Origin of the sequence: Streptomyces katrae, from assembly GCF_000966975.1 — a bacterium.
GTDB lineage: Bacteria > Actinomycetota > Actinomycetes > Streptomycetales > Streptomycetaceae > Streptomyces > Streptomyces katrae.
In genome coordinates this window covers 1-505 of record NZ_JZWV01001768.1, presented here as the reverse complement: position 1 = coordinate 505, position 505 = coordinate 1, and the positions used below count along the sequence as shown (strand labels likewise).

The following is a 505-nucleotide window of genomic DNA, read 5'->3' as shown; positions in this document are numbered from 1 at the left end:
GGCGGCGAAGGTGCGGGGGTGGGTGCCGTGGGTGGTGGCGGCCGCGCTGCTGGTGCCGGCGGGGGTGTGGTCGGCGTGGCTGCGGACCCCGGAGAGCCGCAGGGACGACGTCCTCGCGGTGGCGGCGGCGGTCCGGGAAGAGGGGCGGCCGGGGGACGCCGTGCTGTTCATGCCGTCGCGCAGGCGGGAGTGGCTGCTGTCCTCGCCGCAGCTGTACGGAGGGCTGCGCGACGTCGCCCTGGCCGCCTCCCCGGCCGCCTCGCACACCCTCCACGGCACGGAACTCCCCCCTGAGCGGGTCCGGCAGGCACTGCTGTCGTCCCCGAGGGTGCTGGCCCTCATGGACCCGGCGGACCAGCCGCTGGACCCGTACCCGGCGGAGGCGGAGAAACGCGACACCCTGACGGCCGACTTCGACCGCTGCTCGGTGACGGAGGTCAGGGGCGCAAGGGTGGCGGTGTACGCCCGCCGGGGCGGGGGGTGCGGGTGAGGGGCTACCGGGGGG

Annotated in this window: 1 pseudogene; it reads left to right on the top strand. The window is 77.0% G+C overall.

The features are described 5' to 3' along the window. A pseudogene (locus VR44_RS40520) lies at positions 1-490 on the top strand (glycosyltransferase family 39 protein); the annotation flags it as partial. Between the last annotated feature and the right edge of the window lie 15 nt (positions 491-505).